The 14,848-nt window shown below is 73.7% G+C and carries 14 protein-coding genes; 11 read left to right on the top strand and 3 right to left on the bottom strand.

The features are described from left to right. The first annotated feature begins 124 nt into the window (after positions 1-124). From ACYVKZ_RS16325 to ACYVKZ_RS16315, 3 genes are read left to right on the top strand one after another with little or no spacing between them, the layout of a single operon-like run. The gene (locus ACYVKZ_RS16325) at positions 125-1,927 is read left to right on the top strand and encodes a proline--tRNA ligase (RefSeq protein WP_460993305.1); all 1,803 of its coding nucleotides are present in this window, start codon (positions 125-127) and stop codon (positions 1,925-1,927) included. Positions 1,928-1,937: 10 nt separating this feature from the next. Then, a complete protein-coding gene (locus ACYVKZ_RS16320; RefSeq protein WP_460993303.1) occupies positions 1,938-2,732 on the top strand; it encodes a sulfite exporter TauE/SafE family protein in 795 nt (264 codons plus the stop codon). A gap of 52 nt (positions 2,733-2,784) precedes the next feature. Further along, entirely contained in the window at positions 2,785-4,182 is a 1,398-nt protein-coding gene (locus tag ACYVKZ_RS16315) for a pyridoxal phosphate-dependent decarboxylase family protein (protein WP_460993301.1), read from the top strand. A 1-nt stretch (position 4,183) separates the two neighbouring features. Here the strand turns inward: ACYVKZ_RS16315 and ACYVKZ_RS16310 are convergent, their stop codons facing one another. Genes ACYVKZ_RS16310 through ACYVKZ_RS16300 form a run of 3 tightly spaced genes read right to left on the bottom strand, consistent with a single transcriptional unit; the run spans position 4,184 to position 7,231 of the window. Beyond that, positions 4,184-5,191: an aminoglycoside phosphotransferase family protein gene (locus ACYVKZ_RS16310; protein WP_460993299.1), complete on the bottom strand. Its 1,008-nt coding sequence runs from the start codon at positions 5,189-5,191 to the stop codon at positions 4,184-4,186. Next, the gene (locus ACYVKZ_RS16305; protein ID WP_460993298.1) at positions 5,188-5,907 is read right to left on the bottom strand and encodes a VIT1/CCC1 transporter family protein; all 720 of its coding nucleotides are present in this window, start codon (positions 5,905-5,907) and stop codon (positions 5,188-5,190) included. Before ACYVKZ_RS16305 ends, ACYVKZ_RS16310 begins: the two co-directional genes overlap by 4 nt. Positions 5,908-5,959: 52 nt before the next feature. Continuing rightward, positions 5,960-7,231, bottom strand: a complete 1,272-nt coding sequence (locus ACYVKZ_RS16300) for a DUF4439 domain-containing protein (protein ID WP_460993297.1) — start codon at positions 7,229-7,231, stop codon at positions 5,960-5,962. Positions 7,232-7,326: 95 nt separating this feature from the next. On the opposite strand from ACYVKZ_RS16300, the gene ACYVKZ_RS16295 reads away from it, so the two are divergent. The 8 genes from ACYVKZ_RS16295 (at position 7,327) to ACYVKZ_RS16260 (ending at position 14,839) form a co-directional block, all read left to right on the top strand. Continuing rightward, the gene (locus ACYVKZ_RS16295) at positions 7,327-7,956 is read left to right on the top strand and encodes a ribosome maturation factor RimP (RefSeq protein WP_460993295.1); all 630 of its coding nucleotides are present in this window, start codon (positions 7,327-7,329) and stop codon (positions 7,954-7,956) included. Beyond that, positions 7,956-8,924: a transcription termination factor NusA gene (nusA, locus tag ACYVKZ_RS16290; protein ID WP_307005952.1), complete on the top strand. Its 969-nt coding sequence runs from the start codon at positions 7,956-7,958 to the stop codon at positions 8,922-8,924. Before ACYVKZ_RS16295 ends, nusA begins: the two co-directional genes overlap by 1 nt. 137 nt (positions 8,925-9,061) lie before the next feature. Continuing rightward, on the top strand, positions 9,062-9,382 hold the full coding sequence (locus ACYVKZ_RS16285) for a YlxR family protein (RefSeq protein WP_460993292.1): 321 nt from the start codon (positions 9,062-9,064) through the stop codon (positions 9,380-9,382). Between the two features lie 156 nt (positions 9,383-9,538). Then, the gene (gene infB / locus ACYVKZ_RS16280) at positions 9,539-12,382 is read left to right on the top strand and encodes a translation initiation factor IF-2 (protein ID WP_460993290.1); all 2,844 of its coding nucleotides are present in this window, start codon (positions 9,539-9,541) and stop codon (positions 12,380-12,382) included. A 120-nt stretch (positions 12,383-12,502) separates the two neighbouring features. Beyond that, the gene (rbfA, locus tag ACYVKZ_RS16275) at positions 12,503-12,979 is read left to right on the top strand and encodes a 30S ribosome-binding factor RbfA (protein ID WP_307005949.1); all 477 of its coding nucleotides are present in this window, start codon (positions 12,503-12,505) and stop codon (positions 12,977-12,979) included. A 126-nt stretch (positions 12,980-13,105) separates the two neighbouring features. Further along, positions 13,106-13,993, top strand: coding sequence for a tRNA pseudouridine(55) synthase TruB (gene truB / locus ACYVKZ_RS16270; protein WP_460993287.1), 888 nt, complete (start codon positions 13,106-13,108; stop codon positions 13,991-13,993). A 1-nt stretch (position 13,994) separates the two neighbouring features. Continuing rightward, entirely contained in the window at positions 13,995-14,363 is a 369-nt protein-coding gene (locus ACYVKZ_RS16265) for a hypothetical protein (protein ID WP_307005946.1), read from the top strand. Next, positions 14,360-14,839, top strand: coding sequence for a hypothetical protein (locus ACYVKZ_RS16260; protein ID WP_460993285.1), 480 nt, complete (start codon positions 14,360-14,362; stop codon positions 14,837-14,839). The genes ACYVKZ_RS16265 and ACYVKZ_RS16260 overlap by 4 nt, the downstream gene beginning before the upstream one ends. Positions 14,840-14,848: the final 9 nt, after the last annotated feature.

The raw sequence follows: 14,848 nt of genomic DNA, 5'->3' as shown, positions 1-14,848 counted from the left end.
CCAGACGTGGGGGAGGGGGCGTGGGGGGCTGCGCCGCTGGGATACATTGGTAGCTGACTTTCCAGCCCTCTTCGCCCGCCCGGCCGCCTGCCCGACGGGCCCAGATACGAGAACGGATGCCCGCGTGGTCCTGCGACTCTCCACCCTGTTCCTGCGCACCCTGCGCGAGGATCCCGCCGACGCCGAGGTCGCGAGCCACAGGCTCCTCGTCCGCGCCGGCTACATCCGCCGCGCCGCGCCGGGCATCTACACGTGGCTCCCGCTCGGGCTGGCGGTCCTGCGGAAGGTAGAGCAGGTCATCCGCGAGGAGATGGCCGCGATCGGCGCGCAGGAGGTGCACTTCCCCGCGCTGCTGCCCAAGGAGCCCTACGAGGCCACGAACCGGTGGACCGAGTACGGCGAGGGGATCTTCCGGCTCAAGGACCGCAAGGACGCCGACTACCTCCTGGCCCCCACGCACGAGGAGATGTTCACCCTCCTCGTGAAGGACCTGTATTCCTCGTACAAGGACCTGCCGCTCTCGCTGTACCAGATCCAGAACAAGTACCGCGACGAGGCCCGCCCGCGGGCCGGCCTGCTGCGCGGGCGCGAGTTCATCATGAAGGACTCCTACTCGTTCGACGTCGACGACGCGGGCCTCGACGCGAGCTATGCGCGGCACCGCGAGGCGTACCTGAAGATCTTCGCCCGCCTCGGCCTCGAGGTGGTCCCGGTCAGGGCGACCGCCGGAGCCATGGGCGGCTCCCGGAGCGAGGAGTTCCTGCACCCGACCGAGATCGGCGAGGACACGTTCGTCCGCTCGCCGGGCGGCTACGCGGCCAACGTCGAGGCCGTCACCACCGTGGTGCCCGAGGCGGTCGACTACAGCGGCGCGCCCGCGGCGCAGGTGCTCGACACCCCGGACACCCCGACCATCGAGACGCTCGTCGCGGCGTCCCAGACGATCTTCCCCAACCCCGAGCGTCCCTGGACCGCGGCGGACACCCTGAAGAACGTGGTCCTCACCGTCACGCTCCCCACGGGCGAGAAGCAGCTCGTGGCCATCGGCGTGCCGGGAGACCGTGCGGTGGACCTCAAGCGCGTCGAAGCCAACATCGGCGCCTTCCTGCCGGTCGCCGGCGAGATCGGCCTTGACCCGGCGAGTGAAGAGGAGCTCCGCGCGAACACCGCCCTCGTCAAGGGCTACATCGGCCCGGGCCTCGCGCTGGACAAGCCGGTGCTGGGACTCGAGGGAGCGGCCAAGGTGCTCTACCTCGTCGATCCGCGGGTCGTGGCCGGCACGCGCTGGATCACGGGCGCGAACGAGCCCGGCAAGCACGTCTACGGCCTCGTGGCCGGGCGTGACTTCGGCTGGGACGGCGTCATCGAGTGCACCGAGGTGCGCGCCGGCGACCCTGCCCCCGACGGCTCGGGCCCGCTCGAGACCGCGCGCGGGATCGAGATGGGCCACATCTTCCAGCTGGGCCGCAAGTACGCCGAGGCGCTCGGGCTCAAGGTCCTCGACGCGAACGGCAAGCAGGTCACCGTCACGATGGGCTCGTACGGCGTGGGCGTCACCCGCGCGGTCGCCGCCCTCGCCGAGTCCAACCACGATGACCGCGGCCTCGTCTGGCCGCGCGCCGTGGCCCCGGCAGACGTCCACGTCGTGGCCGTCGGCCGCGGCGAGGAGATCTTCGCCGAGGCCGAGCGGATCACTGCCGAGCTCGAGGCCCGCGGCCTGACCGTCATGCTGGACGACCGGCCCAAGGTCTCGCCGGGCGTGAAGTTCGGCGACGCGGAGCTCATCGGCGTCCCGACGATCGTGGCCGTCGGCAAGGGCCTCCCCTCCGGCGTGCTCGAGGTCAAGGACCGCCGTTCCGGGACCGCAGAGGACGTGCCGGTCGGCGAGGTCGTCGACCACGTCGTCGCCGCCGTCCGCGGCGCCTGAGCGCGCCGGCGTGCTGAGCGGCTTCGAGGCCGTCGACCCCCTGACCGTGGCCCTCGTGGTCGTGGCCGGGTTCTGCGCGGGCTGGGTCGACGCCGTCGTGGGCGGCGGCGGCCTGATCCAGCTCCCGGCCCTCCTCGCCGTCCCCGGCATCACTCCGGTCCAGGCGCTCGCGACGAACAAGATGGGCTCGGTCTTCGGCACGACGACGAGCGCCGTCACCTATGCGCGGCGCGTGCGCCCCGACCTGCGCACCGCGGTCCCCATGGCGCTCGTCGCGCTCGGCGGCGCGTTCGGCGGCGCGGCCCTGGCCACCGCCCTGCCCGCGCGGGTCTTCAAACCGATCATCCTCGCGGCGATCATCGCCGTCGCCCTCTTCACGGTGCTCCGCCCGCAGATGGGCCAGTACACCCAGCTGCGGCTCAAGGGCGGCCGCCACCTCGCCGCGGCCTGCGGACTCGGCGCCGTGATCGGGTTCTACGACGGCCTCATCGGACCCGGCACAGGCTCGTTCCTCGTGATCGCGCTCGTTTCCGGGATGGGGTACGCCTTCCTGGAGGCGAGCGCGAAGGCCAAGATCGTCAACATGGCCACGAACATCGGCGCCCTGCTGCTCTTCGCACCCTCCGGCGTCCTGCTGTGGGGGCTCGGGCTCGTCCTCGGTGCCGCCAACATGCTCGGCGGGTACACCGGGGCCCGCATGGCCGTCTCCCGGGGCAACAGGTTCATCCGGTGGGTGTTCCTCGCCGTCGTCGCGGCCCTCGCGGTCAAGCTCGGCATCGACGTGTGGAACGAGAACTTCGCCTGAGGCCACCGGGCCGGCCCTGTCGGCCCGGCGCCGCGCGGCGTAGCATCACGCCATGCTCCGCCCCGAGGACTACTCCGAGGCGCTCGCCCGCGCCGACCACCATGCCCGGCGCTGGCTGGGCAGCGTCCCCTCCCGGCACGTCGGCCCGCGGGCAACGGCGGACGAGGCAGCCGAGGCGTTCGGCGGCGCCCTGCCCGAGGCCGGCCTCGATGCCGCCGAGACGGTGGACCTGCTGGCCGGGCTGGCCGAGCCCGGGCTCATGGCGATGGGCTCCGCCCGCTTCTACGGGTGGGTGATCGGGGGCACCCTGCCCGCCGGCCTCGCCGCCGACTGGCTCGTGTCGGCGTGGGACCAGAACGCCGGCCTGAGGTTCGCCACGCCCGCGGCGGCTGCGGCCGAGGAGGCCGCCGGGCGCTGGATCGTCGACCTGCTCGGGCTGCCCGCGGGCGCGGACGTCGGCTTCGCCACCGGCGCGAGCATGGCCAACTTCTGCGGGCTCGCCGCAGCGCGCTGGCGGGTCCTCGAACGCGCAGGCTGGGACGTCAACGAGCGGGGCCTCTCCGGCGCACCGGGGGTGCGCGTGCTCGTCGGCGCCGAGCGCCACGACACGGTGGACATGGCGCTGCGGCTGCTGCGCCCCGGCGCCCCAGAGGCCGTGGCAGTGGACGCCCAGGGCAGGATGCGGCCAGAAGCCCTCGGCCGTGCGCTCGAGGCCGGGACGGGCCCGGCCATCGTGGTGCTTCAGGCGGGCAACATCCACTCCGGCGCGTTCGACCCCTTCGCCGAGGCCATCGCCGCGGCCCGGGAGCACGGGGCGTGGGTCCACGTCGCCGGGGCCTTCGGGCTGTGGGCGGCCGCGGCCGGCGCGACGCGCCCGCTCGTGCGCGGCATGGACGCCGCGGACTCGTGGGGCACGGATGCGCACAAGAACCTCAACGTGCCGTACGACTGCGGGATCGTCGTCTGCCGCGACGTCCCGGCCCTGCGCACGGCCCTCGGCATGCATGCCGACTACCTCGTCCACGATCCGCACGGCGACCACGGCCCCGGCGACCCCCTCGAGAAGGTCCCGGAGCTCTCCCGCCGGGCCCGCGGGGTGCCGGTGTGGGCCGTGCTCCGCTCGCTCGGCCGCAGCGGCGTGGAGTCCCTCATCGGGGGCCTCGTGGACCACGCCCAGCAGCTCGCGCGCCGCATCGGGGAGCTCCCGGGCGCCGAGGTGCTCAACGACGTGGTGTTCAGCCAGGTGTGCCTGGCGTTCGGTTCCGACGCGCGGACCGAGGCCGTCGCGGCCTTCCTGGCGGAGGATGGGCGGGCGTGGATGAGCGGCTCACGCTGGCGCGGCCGGTCGGTGCTGCGCATCTCCGTGGCGAACTGGTCCTCCGGCCCCGAAGACGTGGAGGCCTCCGTGGGCGCCGTCCGCGACGCGCTCGCGGCCACCGAGGGCCTCTGAATCAGTCGAGGCGCTCGAGGTCCTCGAGCGCGGGGAGCCCGGGCAGCGGCCGCGAGCACAGCGCACTCGCGACCCAGAGGGAGCGCGCACGGTCGCCCTCGTGCCCGGGCCGCTCCGCGTACCAGAGCGCGTTCTCGACCTCGCGCAGCACCGCCCAGGCCCGCGCGGCCTCCGCGTCCAGCCCGCCCTCGCGGGCCAGCAGCGCGCAGCGCTCCAGGAGGGCGGCGGGCGCGTCCGGCCCGGCCAGCTCGGGGAGGCGGTTCCAGAGCATCGGGGCCACCGCGAACTCCGCCTCGCCGACCGACGCCTGCGGATCGATCGCCCGGAAGGAGGGGCCGCCGTCGTGCGCCGCGGTCCCCGGCGTCGCGAGCACGTTCATGCCGTGCAGGTCGGTGTGCACGAGGACGTCCCGCCCGCCCCGCCGGCCCACCGCGCCGCGGGTGGCCGCCGCGTCGAGGCCGGCCTCCAGCAGCCAGCGCGGGAACGGTCGGCCCAGGCGGTCCCAGCGTTCGGGCAGCTCGTCGCTCCAGCGCTCGGCCACGGCGTCGATGCGCTCGAACCGCCCCCAGCCGGGCCGCTCGTCCGGGGCGATCGAGAGCTCGCGCACGAGGGCGCCCCACACCCTCGCAGCCTCGGGGAACGGCACGTCCTGCAGGCGCCGGCCGGCGTCGAGCCGCTCGAGCAGCAGCGCGGAGGAGGCAGGGTGGTCCTCGAGCAGGCGCACCGCGCCGCGCCCGTCCCAGAGCCGCAGGGCGGGCGCCTCCGAGGCCGTCTCGGGGAACGGCCGGGAGAGCTTGAGGGCCAGGCGTTCGGCGCCGCGCCGGACAGGGACCACGAAGGCCCACATCCCGGCGTGCGCGGCACCTCCCGGGGGCAGGTCAGGAGTCAGATTCCATGCCGCGAGCCGGGCAGCGAGGAGGCCGGGCACGGCCTCAAGCCATGCCCGGCCTCCGGCGCTGCGCCGGCAGCGTGCGAGCAGCGCCTCCGGAATGATTCCGGAGGGCGTCATGCGATGCCGGTGGTCCCCAGCAGACTGCCGAGCCCGAAGGTGGCAGCGAGGGCGATCGCCCCGCCGATCACCACGCGGGTGGACGCGCGCGCCCGCGAGCCGCCGCCGATCCACGCGCCGACCCAGCCCGTGATCGCGAGGGCGACCAGGACGATCACGAACGTCAGCGGAACGCGCAGCGCAGGAGGCACCAGCAGCATGGTCAGCATCGGCAGCACGGCGCCGGCGAGGAAGGCGATGGCGGAGGCGAGGGCGGCGTGCCAGGGGCTGACGATCTCGTCCGGATCGATGCCGAGCTCGATGTCGAGGTGGGCGCGGAGGGCGTCCTTCGCCGTGAGCTCCCTGGCCACCGTCGTGGCCGTCTGCTCGGAGAGGCCCTTGTGCCGGTAGAGGGAGACGAGTTCGGCGAACTCCTCCTCCGGCTGCTCCCTCAGCTCGGCGGTCTCCTTGGCGATGAGGGACTTCTGGCTGTCGCTCTGGCTGCTGACCGAGACGTACTCGCCCAGCGCCATGGAAATGGCCCCGCCGACCACGGCGGCCATGCCGGCGGCGAGGATCGGGCCGTTCTCCGCGGTGACGCCGGCAACGCCGACGACGACGGCGGCGACGGAGACGATGCCGTCGTTCGCGCCGAGCACGCCGGCGCGGAGCCAGTTGAGCTTGGCCGCGAGGTCAGTGCCCTGGGGCTCGGGGTGGAGTTGGGTGTCGCTGCTCATGGCACCACTGTGACACCGGCGCCCCCGGCCTTCCAGCGAGAGAAGGCTTTCCTTACGGCGCGTCGCCCACCCGGGACCCGGAGGCGGCGGTCGGCGGCACCGGGGCCGCCGCGGCGGGGGAGGACGCGGCGGACTGGGCGGCGCGGTGTCCGGGGAAGGCGGCGGCGGCAGGGGAACCGAGCGCCCCGGCTGCGGCGGCGCCACGGGCCGCCCGTTCGAGGCCGCCGGCGGCCGCCGACCGGGTCCGGACCCCCACGACCCCGACGAGGTCCGACCATGCGGCGGTCGCCGAGGTTTCGAGGGCGGCCACCTGGGCCGGGCTGCCGGCATCGGCGGGGAGGGCGAAGCCGGCCTGCGCTGCCGGGAGGTCCACGCACGCTGCTGCGGCGGCCTCCTCGAGCGCGTCGAGCTGGGCGCGGTGCACTCCGACGGCCGCGAGGAGGCCCGGCCGCTCCGCGGCGCCGGCGCGGGCCGCGAGGACCGTGTAGGTCCAGACCGCTGCCTCCTCCGCGGACTGGACGGCATCAAGCCCCGCGGCAGGTCCGCGCGCCGGCGGTACCGTCGCGGCGGGGGGCCGGGAACCGCCGGACGCCGCCGTGGACGACGGCGTGGGGGCACCTCCTGCTGTGCCGGCGGCGGAGGAGCCGGACGCCGAAGGGCACGTGCTCGCGGCCGGGGACGCCGAGGAGGACGGGGCTGCAGCCGGGTCGGGAGAAGGCACGCCGGCGGCCGCGCCGAGGCGCTCGGACTCGAGCTGCTGGCCGGCCGCAACCGAGGCCAGGAGCGACGCCGTCGGCCCGTCGACCCCGGCCAGGTCCCCGCGCAGCGCAGCGGCGCTTCCCGAGAGCTGCGCGGTGAGGGCCGCAGGGGAGACCGCCGCGGAGCCCGGGGACGTCGGGGTCGGCGTTGCCGCGGCCGTTGCGCCCGATGTTCCCGCTGCCTCCGGCACCGACGCGCCCAGGACCCGGGCCTGGAGCTCGAGCACCTCTGCGATCGCCCCGGCGGCCTGCCGGACGGGAGCGGGGGCAGCGGCGGGCGGGGTGGGGGTGCCGGCCGCCGACGGGGTGCCGTCCTGCCCCCCGGACGCGAGCCGACGGGCTGCAGCAGCGAGGCGCGCGGCGCCGTCGTGCGCCCGCACCAGCGCAGCCTCGTTGGCGGAGGGCAGCCTTGCCGGCGGCCCCGGAGCGGCCAGCAGGGCGCCGCCCGCTCCGACGGCGAGGGCGAGGACCAGCACGGCGGCCCAGACCCATGGCGGCGCCGTCCGGCGGCTCCTGCGTCCCCGTCGGCGCGCGGACGGGCCCGGGGGCGCAGTGGTGGATTTCACGGTCTCGATGATGCCACGCGTCCGGCCCCGGTCACGCGGCCGGGCGCCGAGCAGATAGGCTAGGAGGACAACTGAGCAAAAGGAGGCGGACCCCCATGTCCGAGCCCGATCTGCCCTCGCGGGGCGCCCCGACCCCGGCAGGGCAGGATCCGCAGGCGGGCGGGGAGGAAGCCCGTCTCCACGCGCTGCTCGAGCCCATCGTGCAGGCCCGCCAGCTGGTCCTCGAGGGCGTCTCCGTCAAGGCCGCCGGGAAGCACCGGACGGTGGGCGTGGTCGTCGACCTGCAGGACGATGAGACCGGCGGGGTGGGCCTCGACGTCATCGCCGAGCTCTCCCGCGAGCTCTCCGACGCCCTCGACGCGGACCCCGCGGCGGACACCCGGCCCTACGACCTCGAGGTCTCCTCCCCGGGCGTCTCGCGCCCCCTCACCCAGCTGCGCCACTGGCGCCGGGCGGTCGGCCGGCTCGTCAGGGTCAACGTCATCGGCGAGGAGAACATCACGGGCCGCCTGCGCGAGGTGACCGAGGGCGGCATCGTCCTCGTCCCGGACCTGCCCGCCAAGAAGGGCGTCAAGCCGAAGCCGGGTGCCCCGCTCGAGCTGGCCTTCGACGCCATCCGCAGCGGCAAGGTCGAGGTCGAGTTCTCGCACCTCGAGGATGCCGACCTGGGCCCCGCCGCGGACGGGCCCGAGAACGACGACACCGACGAGACCGAGGAGGCCTAGTGGACATCGACATGAGCGCGCTCCGCCTGCTGGAGCGCGAGCGGGACATCCCCGTGGAGAAGCTCATCCCGACGATCGAGCAGGCCCTCCTGCTCGCCTACCACAAGTCGCCGGGCGCGATCGAGACGGCCCGGGCGGAGGTGGACCGCCGGAGCGGCCACGTGACCATCTGGGCCACCGAGCTCGACGACGAGGGCAACGCCGTCGGCGAGTTCGACGACACCCCGGAGGGCTTCGGCCGCATCGCCGCAACGACGGCCCGCCAGGTGATCCTCCAGCGGCTGCGCGACGTGGAGGACGACAACGTCCTGGGTGAGTTCAAGGGCCGCGAGGGCGAACTCATTGCGGGCCTCATCCAGCAGGGCCACAACCCGAACATGGTCCAGGTCAGCCTCGGCACCATCGAGGCCGTCCTGCCTCCCCCCGAGCAGGTGCCGGGGGAGAAGTACCTGCACGGCGCCCGCATCCGCGCCTACGTCGTGGACGTGCACCGCGGCCTCAAGGGCCCCTCGATCACGCTCTCCCGCTCCCACCCCGGACTGGTCAAGAAGCTGTTCGAGCTGGAGGTCCCCGAGATCGCGGACCGCAGCGTCGAGATCGTCGCGATCGCCCGCGAGGCAGGCCACCGCACCAAGATCGCCGTGCGCGCGCTCGTCCCCGGCGTCAACGCCAAGGGCGCCTGCATCGGCGAGATGGGCTCGCGGGTGCGCGCCGTCATGACGGAGCTGAACGACGAGAAGATCGACATCGTCGACTACAGCGACGACCCGGCGACGTTCATCGCGAACGCCCTCTCGCCCTCGAAGGTCACGAGCGTGTCGATCGTCGACGACGCCACGCGCTCGGCGCGGGTCCTCGTCCCCGACTACCAGCTCTCGCTCGCGATCGGCAAGGAGGGCCAGAACGCCCGCCTCGCCGCGAAGCTGACCGGCTGGCGGATCGACATCGGCTCGGACGCCCAGGCCTGAGGCCTCGGCTCCACGGCATTCCGGGATCCGGGCCCGAAGGGTCTAGAATAGTTAGGTCCGGGCCTGTGCCCGGCGGCAGGGCAGGGCACCGGGCAGGCAGCTCGGGTGCTCGGCCCCTTCGATGTGGGAGAGCAAGGATGGAACGGACAACCGCCCAGCCTCTGCGGACCTGCATCGGATGCCGCCGGACGGCAGCCCGGTCGGAACTGCTCCGGCTGGTGATGGACCGTGGAGACGCTCAGCGCGTCGTCGCGGACCCCAGCCGCCGGCTGCCCGGTCGCGGCGCGTGGCTGCATCCCGACCAGGCATGCCTGAAGCAAGCCGTCAGGCGGCGCGCGTTCCACCGAGCCTTCCGGGGTCCGGTGGACATCAGCGGCGTCGACGACTACTTCAGGTCCTCCGTCCCGGCTGCCGCCGGGCCGGACACCGTCCAAGCTGAAAGCGGGTCAGAAATCTGATGGACACCCGATGAGTCCCCGACCGATGAGTGCGTAGCAATGAACTTCTCGTTGCGCACCGCCGAGGGCTTCCTGATGCACACGAGTGCAGAGGGAGCCTGCAGCAAGCAGTAGACGGTCCGTGCCTGGCTCGGCGCGGACCGAGACAGGAGAAATGTGGCCAAGGTCCGCGTACACGAGCTCGCCAAGGAGCTCGGTATCACCTCCAAGGACGCCGTTGCCAAGCTCGCAGAGCTGGGCGAGTTCGTGCGTTCCGCGTCCTCGACGATCGAGGCGCCCGTCGTGAAGAAGCTTCGCGACGCCTACCCCGCCGACGGCGCGAAGGCGAAGGCCAGCGACAGGCCGGCCCGCCCCGCCGCCCGGCCGTCCGCCGGTGCCCCGACGCCGGGACCGTCGCGTCCGGCGCCGTCCCCGCGCCCGGCCGCTGCGCCGTCGCCCGCCCCTGCCGCCAAGGCCGAGGCACCCGCGGCGAGCCAGCGCCCGGCCCCCGAGGCCGAGCGTCCCGCTGCGGAGGCCCCCCGTCCCGCCGCCGAGGCCCCGCGTCCCGGCGCCCGTCCGGCGCCCCGTCCCGCGGCCGGCGGCCGCGGAGCGACCCCGGGCCCGCGTCCCAGCGGCCCGCGCCCCGGCAACAACCCGTTCTCGTCCTCCCAGGGCATGCAGCGTCCGGGCCGTGACGGCGACCGCGCGCCCCGTCCGGGCAACAACCCGTTCGCGTCCTCCCAGGGCATGCCCCGTCCCGGCGGCGGCCGCGACGGGGACCGCCCCGGCGGCCCGCGTCCGTCGGCGCCGCGCCCGGGCGGCACCTCCGGCATCCCGCGTCCGGGTGCTCCCCGCCCGGGTGGTGCCCCGCGTCCCGGCGCGCCCCGTCCGGGTGGTGCCCCGCGTCCCGGCGGCACCGGCGGACCCCGCCCGAACCCCGGCATGATGCCCCCGCGCACCGAGCGTCCCCAGCCGGGTGCCCGGCCTGCGGGCACCGGCGGCCGCGGTCCGGGCGGCCCTGGCCGTCCCGGCGGCGGCGGTCCTGCCGGCGGCGGCTTCGGCAAGGGCGGCCGCGGTCGCGGCGGCACCCAGGGCGCCTTCGGCAAGGGCGGCGCCGGACGCGGCAAGCAGCGCAAGTCGAAGCGTGCCAAGCGCCAGGAACTGGAGCAGATGAGCGCACCGTCGCTCGGCGGCGTCTCGGTGCCCCGTGGCGACGGCAGCACGATCGTGCGCCTGCGCCGCGGCGCGTCCATCACGGACTTCGCCGAGAAGATCGATGCGAACCCCGCCTCGCTCGTCACGGTGCTGTTCCACCTCGGTGAGATGGCCACCGCGACCCAGTCCTTGGACGAGGAGACCTTCTCCCTCCTCGGCGAGGAGCTCGGCTACAAGATCCAGGTCGTCTCGCCGGAGGACGAGGAGCGCGAGCTGCTCGAGTCCTTCGACATCGACCTCGAGGCAGAGCTCGAGGCGGAGACCGACGAGGAGCTCGAGGCCCGCCCGGCCGTCGTGACCGTCATGGGCCACGTCGACCACGGCAAGACCCGCCTCCTCGACGCGATCCGCAACACCAACGTGGTGGAGGGCGAGCACGGCGGCATCACGCAGCACATCGGTGCCTACCAGATCGCATTCGAGCACGATGGGCGCGAGCGCAAGCTGACGTTCATCGACACCCCGGGCCACGAGGCGTTCACCGCCATGCGTGCCCGTGGTGCCCAGGTGACCGACATCGCGGTGCTCGTCGTGGCCGCGGACGACGGCGTGATGCCGCAGACCGTCGAGGCGCTCAACCACGCCCAGGCGGCCGGTGTGCCGATCGTGGTCGCGGTGAACAAGATCGACAAGGAGGGCGCCAACCCGGAGAAGATCCGCGGCCAGCTCACCGAGTACGGTCTCGTCCCCGAGGAGTACGGCGGCGACACCATGTTCGTGGACGTCTCGGCGCGCCAGAACCTGAACATCGACGACCTGCTCTCGGCGGTCCTGCTCACGGCAGACGCCGCGCTGGACCTGCGGGCCAACCCGAACAAGGACGCCCGCGGCGTGGCCATCGAGGCCAACCTCGACAAGGGCCGCGGCGCCGTCGCGACCGTCCTCGTGCAGTCCGGAACGCTCCACGTCGGCGACACCATCGTCGCGGGCACCGCCCACGGCCGCGTCCGGGCCATGTTCGACGAGGACGGCGATGCGGTCGAGGCCGCGCTGCCGTCCCGGCCGGTCCAGGTGCTGGGCCTGTCCTCGGTGCCGCGCGCCGGCGACACGTTCCTTGTGACCGAGGACGAGCGCACCGCGCGGCAGATCGCCGAGAAGCGCGAGGCCGCCGATCGCAACGCCCAGCTGGCCAAGCGCCGCAAGCGGATCAGCCTCGAGGACTTCGACCAGGCTGTGGCCGAGGGCAAGATCGACACCCTCAACCTCATCCTCAAGGGCGACGTGTCCGGTGCCGTCGAGGCGCTCGAGGACTCGCTGCTCAAGATCGATGTGGGCGAGGGGGTCCAGCTCCGCGTCATCCACCGCGGCGTCGGCGCGATCACCCAGAACGATGTCAACCTCGCCACGGTCGACAACGCGATCATCATCGGCTTCAACGTCAAGCCGGCGGAGCGCGTTGCCGAGCTCGCGGACCGGGAGGGCGTGGACATGCGCTTCTACTCGGTCATCTACGCGGCGATCGAGGACATCGAGCTCGCGCTCAAGGGCATGCTCAAGCCGGAGTACGAGGAGGTCCAGCTCGGCACCGCCGAGGTCCGGGAGATCTTCAAGTCCTCCAAGTTCGGCAACATCGCCGGCTCGATCGTCCGCAGCGGCATCATCCGCCGCAACGCGAAGGCCCGCGTGCTCCGCAAGGGCGTCGTGGTGGGCGACCGCCTCAGCATCGAGTCGCTCAAGCGGTTCAAGGACGACGCGACCGAGGTCCGCGAGGGCTACGAGTGCGGTATCGGGCTCGGGTCGTTCAACGACCTCCAGCTCGAGGACGTCATCGAGACCTTCGAGATGCGCGAGAAGCCGCGCGTCTGACGCGCATGATGGGCGGGGCCCCGGGTTGCCGGGGCCCCGTTCGCACGTCGGCAGGCAGCGGTCCGCCCGCGGGCCGCTGCCTGCCGAGACGAACAAGCACCCCAGACGATAGGAGGGACCATGGCCGATCCGGCCCGCGCCGCGCGGCTCGCGCAGCGCATCAAGGTGGTCGTGGCAGAGGCCCTGCGCAGGGCCGTGAAGGACGAGCGCGCCGAGGCGATCACGATCACCGACGCCCGCGTCACGAACGACCTCCAGCACGCCACGGTGTACTACACGGTCCTGGGGGACGCCGCCGCCACGGCAGGCGCGCGCGAGATCCTCGAGACCAAGAAGGGCGTGCTCCGGCGCGAAGTGGGGCGCAACCTCACCATCCGCCTCACGCCGACCCTCGAGTTCGTGGCGGACGAGGTCCCTGTGAACGCCTCGCACGTCGAGGACCTGCTCCGGCAGGCCCGCGAGCGCGACGCCGAGGTGGCCCGCCTGGCCGAGGGCGCGCGCCCCGCCGGGGACGCCGATCCGTACCGCAAGGCGGACGAGGCCGGCGACGACTCGTACGACGACGGGTTCGACGACGTCGAGCCGCGCGAGGACTGACGCTCGCGAGGACTGACGCTTCAGGCCAGCCGTGCGCCGACGGGGCGAGGACTCCACAATGTGGAGTCCCCGCCCCGTCGGCGCATGCGGGCAGGAGCGCCCCCGGCGCTCCATATACTGGGAGGCGTGCTTTCTGGACTGGTGATCGTGGACAAGCCACGCGGGTGGACGAGCCATGACGTGGTGGGCAAGGTCCGCCGGCTCGCAGGGACCCGCAAGGTCGGCCATGCGGGGACCCTCGATCCCATGGCCACGGGAGTGCTCGTCGTCGGGATCAACAAGGCGACCCGCCTGCTCTCCCACATCGTCGGCACCGAGAAGACCTACAGCGCCACCATCCGGCTCGGCCAGCGCACGGTGACGGACGACGCCGAGGGCGAGATCCTCGAGGAGCGCATCGCCGCGGCCGTCACCGAGCAGCAGATCCGGGATGCGGCAGCGAAGCTCACCGGGGACATCCTGCAGGTCCCCAGCAGCGTCAGCGCCATCAAGGTCGCCGGCGAGCGGTCGTACGCCCGCGTCCGCGCCGGCAAGGAGGTCGTGCTCGAGGCCCGGCCCGTGACCATCCACTCCTTCGACATCCACGGCGTCCGCCGGGAACGCGGGGGCAGGCTCCAGGACGTCGACGTCACGGTGCGCTGCTCCTCCGGCACGTACATCCGGGCCCTCGCCCGCGACCTCGGCGCCGACCTCGGCGTGGGCGGGCACCTCACCGCGCTCCGCCGCACCCAGGTGGGCCCCTACCGGATCGAGCAGGCGCACACGCTCGAGGAGCTCGCCGGCTCCCTCACCGTCCTGCCGCTCGCCGACGCCGCCCGGACGCTCCTGCCGGTCCGCGAGCTCAGCGACGGCGAGACGGTCGAGCTCTCCTACGGGCGCCGCATCCCCGCGACGGGATCGGCGGAGCTCACCGCGGCGTTCGCGCCCGACGGCGAGCTGGTCGCCCTCCTGAAGGACGTGGGCGGGCAGGCCAAGCCCGAGCTCGTGTTCGCCGCGCACGGCGAGGGCGCCTGACGTGGACCCGTTCTTCGTCGTCGGCGCGGTCCTGTGCGCGCTCTCGCTGATCCTGTGCGTGGCCGCCGTCGTCACCAAGACCTATCCGGGGGACGCGGCGATCGTGTCCGTGGCCGTCGTCGAGCTCTTCCTCGTCGTCTTCGGCATCGGCGCAGGCATCCGGCAGGCCGGGGGAGAGGCCGTGCGGGGGGAGCCGTGGGAGTTCTGGGGATACCTCGCGACGGCGCTGATCGTGCCGATCGCGGCGTTCTGGTGGGCGATCGCGGACCGCACCCGTTGGAGCAACGCAGTGCTGGCCGCCGTGCCGGTGACGATCTTTGTGATGCTGTTCCGCATGGAGCAGATCTGGAATGGAGCACCCTTCTCATGACCTCTCCCGAGCCGTCCCCGACCCCCACGGGCCCGACCGGGCCCGAGCACTCTCCCCGCACCCGCAACGTGGGCCTGGGCCGCATCCTCGTGGCCGTGTACGGCGTCTTCGCGCTGTCGGCGACGGCGCGCGCCGGGTACCAGATCGCCACGAAGTTCTCCGAGGCACCGCTGGCCTACCTGCTCAGCGCCGTCGCGGCCGTCGTCTACATCGTCGCGACCGTCTCGCTCGCCCGCCGTGGCGTCACGAGCTGGTACGTGACCCTCGGGGCCATCCTGCTCGAGCTCGTCGGCATCCTGGCCGTCGGGACGGCCAGCGTAGTGGACGCCTCGGCCTTCCCCCACGACACCGTCTGGAGCGGGTTCGGCCGGGGCTACGGGTACGTCCCGCTCGTGCTGCCCTTCCTCGGCCTCGCGTGGCTGCTCTACCACCGCCCCCGGACGGCCGCTGCCGTGGACGCCGGCGGCGGCCGGTAGTCTTGTCAG

It is taken from the genome of Sinomonas soli, from assembly GCF_054782415.1.
The sequence above is the reverse complement of the archived record's forward strand: the minus strand, read 5'-3'. Positions and strand labels throughout refer to the sequence as shown.